The organism is Pseudochrobactrum sp. AO18b (genome assembly GCF_000409565.1).
Classification (GTDB): Bacteria; Pseudomonadota; Alphaproteobacteria; order Rhizobiales; family Rhizobiaceae; genus Pseudochrobactrum; species Pseudochrobactrum saccharolyticum.
Window position 1 is genome coordinate 1 of record NZ_ANNO01000035.1, and the last position, 6643, is coordinate 6643.

Annotated in this window: 8 protein-coding genes; 7 read left to right on the forward strand and 1 reads right to left on the reverse strand. The window is 50.1% G+C overall.

Translation table 11 applies throughout. The features are described 5' to 3' along the window. Positions 1-15 precede the first annotated feature (15 nt). A complete protein-coding gene (locus A918_RS0101580) occupies positions 16-861 on the reverse strand; it encodes a YihY/virulence factor BrkB family protein (protein ID WP_022709357.1) in 846 nt (281 codons plus the stop codon). A gap of 169 nt (positions 862-1030) precedes the next feature. Here A918_RS0101580 and A918_RS0101585 point away from each other — a divergent pair, with 169 nt between their 5' ends. The 7 genes from A918_RS0101585 to A918_RS22365 all read left to right on the forward strand — a co-directional run bounded on the left by A918_RS0101585 (position 1031) and on the right by A918_RS22365 (position 6493). Continuing rightward, a complete protein-coding gene (locus tag A918_RS0101585; RefSeq protein WP_051138963.1) occupies positions 1031-1888 on the forward strand; it encodes an SDR family oxidoreductase in 858 nt (285 codons plus the stop codon). 141 nt (positions 1889-2029) lie between these two features. After that, positions 2030-2221, forward strand: a complete 192-nt coding sequence (locus A918_RS0101590) for a twin transmembrane helix small protein (protein WP_022709359.1) — start codon at positions 2030-2032, stop codon at positions 2219-2221. A gap of 35 nt (positions 2222-2256) precedes the next feature. Continuing rightward, entirely contained in the window at positions 2257-2862 is a 606-nt protein-coding gene (locus tag A918_RS0101595; protein WP_022709360.1) for a cob(I)yrinic acid a,c-diamide adenosyltransferase, read from the forward strand. A gap of 522 nt (positions 2863-3384) precedes the next feature. After that, positions 3385-4134, forward strand: coding sequence for an electron transfer flavoprotein subunit beta/FixA family protein (locus A918_RS0101605; protein ID WP_022709362.1), 750 nt, complete (start codon positions 3385-3387; stop codon positions 4132-4134). 23 nt (positions 4135-4157) lie between these two features. Then, positions 4158-5087 carry an electron transfer flavoprotein subunit alpha/FixB family protein gene (locus A918_RS0101610; RefSeq protein WP_022709363.1) on the forward strand — a complete coding sequence of 310 codons (930 nt, stop codon included), beginning with the start codon at positions 4158-4160 and terminating at the stop codon, positions 5085-5087. A 179-nt stretch (positions 5088-5266) separates the two neighbouring features. Next, positions 5267-6148, forward strand: a complete 882-nt coding sequence (locus tag A918_RS0101615; protein ID WP_022709364.1) for a 3-hydroxybutyryl-CoA dehydrogenase — start codon at positions 5267-5269, stop codon at positions 6146-6148. A gap of 216 nt (positions 6149-6364) precedes the next feature. Beyond that, positions 6365-6493, forward strand: a complete 129-nt coding sequence (locus A918_RS22365) for a hypothetical protein (RefSeq protein ID WP_022709365.1) — start codon at positions 6365-6367, stop codon at positions 6491-6493. Positions 6494-6643: the final 150 nt, after the last annotated feature.

The window sequence follows — 6643 nt, forward strand, 5'->3', positions numbered from 1 at the left end:
TCTTTTTTTGTATCCTTATTGCTGTTCGCGATTGCGGTACTGCATGATAGCGGCGTTGATTTCCGCACCAATGATGAAAATCGCGGCAATAATATAGAGAAAGACAATCGCCACCATGATCGATGCCAGACCGGCATAGGTGGTGACATAGCTGGCAAAGCTTTCAAGATAACGGGCAAAAGCGGTTGCTCCGGCCAGCCATGCAATCAGTGTCAGCGCAATACCGGGCAGAATATCCAGCAGAGACCTTTGTCCGGCCGGCAGCCAGATATGCACGACAAATAATCCGAAAACCAACACTGAAAGCGCAATCGCATAGCGCCAGAAGCCGAATGAAATCGACATGGTTTCCAGTGCGGGAACCCATTGTTCTGCAAGGCGGATGGCCAGCGGCGCAAGCACCAGCAGGAAGCTGATGGCCATGATGCTGAGCGTGGCAATAATCACAAAGCCAAGGCTTTGCGCACGGCAAAATAGAATAGAACGGGTATCTGTCACGCGATAGGCGCGGTTGAGCGCCACACGTAAAGCTTCCACGCCGTTGGAGGCAAAATAGGCTGCGGCAATCACACTGAGAGTCAGGAGGTCGCCGCGCGGAATCGTCAGAACATTTTGCACTTCACGGGCAATCGGGGCGGCAATTGCAGGAGGCCAGGTATCAAAAATCACATGCACCGCTGTCTCGGCAAAAGCATCTGCGCCAAGAAAACTGGCAAGCGCTGTTGCAAAAATCAAAAACGGAAACAGCGCCATCAGGCCGGAGAGGGCGATATGGGATGCGAAAGCCCAGCCATCATCGGATATAAAATGGCCGATTGCATCGGTAAGGGTCTGTCTGAGGAAACGGATTATTTTTCGCATAGACAGAAAATTCCTTTATTTCGGCTCATTCGTTTTCGTCTGTGGCAGAGCTGATTACAAGTTTGTGTGGTATAACCGACCACAAGTCAAAAATTCAACGTGTATAAAAACTCTGCGGACAGGAATTGCAATGATATCAGCCCGCAAACCAACGGATAAAGATCAGCATATGGCCAAAAATGTGCAAATTCCATCTGCGCAGCAAAGAACCATTTTAATCACCGGTTGTTCCAGCGGTATTGGTGCCTATTGTGCGCAGGCTCTTAAAGAGCGCGGCTGGCGGGTTTTTGCCACTGCCCGTAAAGACCAGGATCTGGCCTATTTGCGGGAACAGGGTTTTGAAGCTTTTTATCTGGATTATTGCGAGCCGGAGTCGATTGCCGCTGTGGCTGAGAGCGTGCTGAATCTGTGCAATCATCAGCTTGATGCGCTGTTTAACAATGGCGCTTATGCACAGCCGGGTGCGGTGGAAGACTTGCCGATGGAGGCACTGCGTTTGCAGTTCGAGGCCAATTTCTTTGGTTGGCAGGATCTGACACAGCGGCTGATCCCTGCAATGCGGGTGCGTAAACAGGGGCGTCTGGTACATTGTTCGTCTATTCTCGGTCTGGTGCCGATGAAATGGCGCGGAGCTTATGTCTCCTCCAAATTTGCATTGGAAGGACTGATGCTGGTGCAGCGTATGGAACTGGAAGGTTCCGGCATCTCTGTTTCCATGATCGAGCCGGGGCCGATTACCAGTAAATTTGCAGCCAATGCCGCGGCCTATGCGCAAAGATATATCGACATGGACAACTCCGTTCATGCAGAAGATTACCGGCGGCAATTCGCCAAGTTACAAAGTGGCGGCACGAAATCCTCGGTGAAACTGGGGCCGGATGCTGTTTATGAGGTTCTTTTGCATGCGCTGGAAAGTGATCGTCCGCGCCCGCATTATCCGGTTACCCGTCCGGCAAAGCTCGGCATACTTGCCAAACGTCTGCTGCCTGCACGCTGGCTTTATAAAATGCTGGCCGATCAGTCGTAAAAGAACGCAAGTACACTGCATTATCCTTATGCAAAACCGCTTCGCACTTTTGCGGGAAATGCTCTATCTGCCGCAAAAAGCTTCTGTTACACATTGAGCGGGAAAGACGGAGGATTGCTGAAAAGCAATCGGGAGGAAAGAATGGACAGCGGTTTTAAATTTGCAGCGATCATTGCCATGATTGCCGTGGCGATTGTTCTGTTGCTGGGTTTGCGCAATATGATGCGCAACGGCGATGGTAATACATCCAACAAGCTGATGCGTCTGCGTATTATGTTTCAGTTCATTGCCGTGGTGCTGATGGTTGGTGCATTATATTTTGCCCGCCGCTAATTGCACTTGTATGAGCAGCAACCGGTGAGGCATTTTTGGTTAAGCTGAATAAAATTTACACGCGTACCGGTGATGACGGTACAACAGGTCTGGCCTGCGGTCCGCGACGCAGAAAAGATGATCTGCGCATCGTGACCTGCGGTGATATTGATGAGCTGAATGCATCGATCGGTATGGCACGGCTTTATACCGCGCTGATCCTGCCGGATGTTGATGCTATGCTGACAAGGGCGCAAAATGATCTTTTTGACCTCGGTGCTGACATTGCCACCCCCGCTGCTGTTTCAGATCCTGCCTCCGGCACTGCTGCAGATCTCGGCTATGAGCCTTTGAGGATTGTGGACAAGCAGGTTGACCGGCTGGAACAGGAAATTGATGTGCTGAATGCACAGCTGGAACCGCTCCGCTCCTTTATTTTGCCCGGCGGTTCACCGGCCGCCGGGCATCTGCACATGGCCAGAACGATTGCACGACGTGCAGAGCGTGCCATGGTAGCACTGGCGGCGCAGACTGATGAGCAGGTTTCAGGCGCTGCCCTGCGTTATATCAATCGTTTGTCTGATCTGCTTTTTGTGGCTGCCCGTATTGCGAATAATCAGGGACGGGATGATATTTTATGGATACCGGCGCTGACACGCTAAGAGCATGTCGCGGAAAAGTGGGCATCGGTTTTCCGATAATGACATGCGTAAAAACAAAGGATAGAGCGAGCGCATTGGGTGGAATTAAATGCGACATGCTCTAAGAGCGCATTCTGGAAAGTGTATGCGCCTTCGCGGGGAAATCAGTCCACCGGACTGATTTCTTATCCCGCTACGATCAGATCAAAATGCGCGTTAATCTTTGTATATTTGCGACATCATCCGTCATGTTTCGAAGATAGTTATGATGATATTTCATAGCCCTTCTGCCGGTTATGATTGACCTCTCTATGGTTCAGAATTACGGTCTTATGAAATTTCTGAAATCTCCGTCAAAAATTGACGGTGCATCAGGCGTGTTTGCGATAGAGTTTTGGTATGTCGGCTTCAGGCAAGTTGTTTATGAGGCCATGCTTTAAAACTGTATCTGACTGAGAGGCAGGCGGACACAGGCAAGAAAAGGGCTTATGTCCGGTCGAAGAGAGCAGCAAATGCTGCTCAAGTGGAGAGGATCTTAACCGAATGAAAGTTCTGGTCGCAGTTAAGCGGGTTGTTGATTACAACGTCAAAATCCGGGTGAAAAGTGACGGTTCAGGCGTTGAGCTGACCAATGTCAAAATGTCGATGAACCCGTTTGATGAAATCGCGGTTGAAGAAGCGCTGAAACTTAAAGAAGCCGGTAAAGTTTCTGAAGTTGTGGTTGTGTCTATCGGACCTGCGCAGGCGCAGGAAACCCTGCGTACCGCTCTGGCGATGGGCGCAGACCGCGCTATCCTCGTGAAAACCGATGATGCTGTCGAGCCGCTTGCCGTTGCAAAAATTCTGAAAGGCGTTGTTGCCGCAGAAGAGCCGAAGCTGGTTATTCTCGGCAAACAGGCGATTGATGATGATGCGAACCAGACCGGTCAGATGCTTTCTGCATTGCTTGGCTGGGCACAGGCAACTTTTGCCTCGGAAGTACAGCTCTCAGACGCTTCTGCCAATGTGACCCGTGAAGTTGACGGTGGTTTGCAGACGATTGAAGTCAAGCTGCCTGCGATTGTCACGACCGACCTGCGTCTGAACCAGCCGCGCTATGCTTCTCTGCCGAATATTATGAAGGCGAAGAAGAAGCCGCTGGATGAGAAGGCACCGGCTGATTACGGTGTTGATACTGCGCCGCGTCTGAAAATCCTCAAAACCGAAGAGCCTTCCGGCCGTAAAGCCGGTGTGAAAGTGGCTTCCGTTGCTGAGCTTGTTGACAAGCTCAAAAACGAAGCAGGCGTATTGTAAGCGGTCAGGACAGGAAAACGATTATGGCTATTCTTCTTTTTGCAGAACACGATAATGCAAGCCTCTCTGACCAGACTGCAAAGGCTCTGACTGCTGCGCTCGCTATCGGCGGTGATGTGGATGTTCTGGTTGCGGGTAAAGGCGCCAAAGCTGCTGCTGATGCTGCGGCTAAGCTGAAAGGCGTGCGCAAAGTTCTGCTCGCTGAGAGCGATGCACTGGAAAACCGTCTGGCAGAACCAACCGCAGCATTGCTGGTTGCTCTTGCTGATTCCTATGACACTGTAATTGCTCCGGCGACCACTTCGGGTAAAAACGTACTGCCACGCGTTGCAGCACTTCTCGATGTGGCACAGGTTTCGGAAATTACCGAAGTTGTGTCTCCGACAGTCTTCAAGCGCCCGATCTATGCGGGTAATGCGATTCAGACTGTTGAAACCACAGATGCCAAGAAGGTTATCACTGTGCGTACCGCTTCTTTTGCGGCTGCCGGTGAGGGCGGTTCAGCTGCGGTTGAGAGTGTGGATGCAGGCAATGATCCGGCTGTGTCGAAATTTGTTGAGGCAAAAATCTCCGGCGGTGACCGCCCTGAGCTGACTTCAGCGAAAATCATCATCTCCGGTGGCCGTGCACTCGGTTCTGCTGAGAAATTCAATGAAGTGATCACACCGGTTGCTGACAAGCTCGGTGCTGCTATCGGCGCGAGCCGTGCAGCGGTTGATGCCGGTTATGCACCAAATGACTGGCAGGTTGGTCAGACCGGTAAAGTGGTTGCGCCACAACTGTATATCGCTTGCGGTATTTCGGGTGCGATCCAGCATCTGGCCGGTATGAAGGATTCCAAAGTGATCGTTGCGATCAACAAGGATGAAGAAGCACCAATTTTCCAGGTCGCGGATTATGGTCTGGTTGGTGACTTGTTCACTATTTTGCCGGAGCTTGAAAAAGCACTTTAATCAGGATCATGACAATCAGGCATGATTGTCTCTGATATTATAACGCGTCCGGATATTTAATCCGGGCGCGTTTTGCTTTAATCAGGGATAGACTTATCTGCATGAGACTGCTCATGTAGGCGGAGAAAAATTGGCGTTATTGCTGTAAATTTATTGATACGAAGGGATCGGAGCGGATCATGAGTTTTACAATCAAAACAGTGGGTATCATCGGTGCAGGGCAGATGGGCAATGGTATTGCTCATGTTTGCGCGCTGGCAGGTTACGATGTGCTCCTGCATGATGCTTCGCTTGAGCGACTGGAAAACGGTATTGCCACCATCAGCGGTAACATGGCGCGTCAGGTTGCTTCGGGCAAACTGGCTGAGGAAGCGCGCATTGCCAGTCTTGCGCTGATTAAGCCAGCCAAAACCATGGCTGATCTGGCACCTTGCGATCTGGTGATCGAAGCTGCAACAGAAAATGAAGCCATTAAGAAGCAGATTTTTGCACAGGTCTGCCCGCATCTGCACAGCAATGCTATTTTGGCAACCAACACATCTTCGATTTCAATTACCCGTCTGGCTGCTACCACTGATCGTCCTGAACGCTTTATCGGTATTCATTTTATGAATCCGGTGCCGGTGATGAAACTGGTTGAACTGATCCGCGGTATCGCCACAGAAGAACCGACTTTCGCCGTTGCACAGGATTTCGTGCAGAAGCTGGGCAAGACCATCACGGTTTCTGCTGACTTCCCTGCTTTTATCGTCAATCGTATTTTGCTGCCGATGATTAATGAAGCGATTTATACGCTTTATGAAGGCGTTGGCACTGTGGATGCCATTGATACAGCCATGAAGCTTGGTGCCAATCATCCGATGGGGCCGTTGCAGCTGGCTGATTTCATCGGACTGGATACTTGTCTTTCGATTATGCAGGTACTTTATGAAGGACTGTCGGATTCAAAATATCGCCCATGCCCGCTGCTGGTGAAATATGTTGAAGCCGGTTGGCTCGGACGTAAAACCGGTCGCGGTTTCTATGACTATCGTGGTGACGAACCGGTACCGACCCGTTAATATTTTGAGTGCATAAATTGCTGAAAACCCTGCATTTGGTCAAGAAATGCAGGGTTTTTTTTCGGGTTAATAAATAAAAGGTTATTTTTAATCGCTCATTAAGTATGTGAATTCACTTCGTGTTCACCTTTCTTCTTTAATATTTACCTTAAATTCACTGTTGTGATTTGTGCTTCAGCAAAAATAATAATGTTAAATTAATCAGGGTGTAGTGTGATGGGTCTGATCGTTCAGTTTCGTCAAATTTTTAAAGTTATTCGCGAGTTTCTGGCACCAAGCTATCGTCCGGAGCGCCATTATATGCGTGGCCCGGGTCCGGCCTGTGCTGCCCGTCATTCGCACTAAAGCGATCTCTGTGCGCCCGCTGGGTGCATAGTGCATTGACTTTACTGTTTTCCGGATAGCTCCCAGATCCGGTCAACTGAAAATGAATAAAGCCGGCTCATGAGCCGGCTTTTGTATTTCAGAACTGTTTGCCGATCAGGCGATCCACCG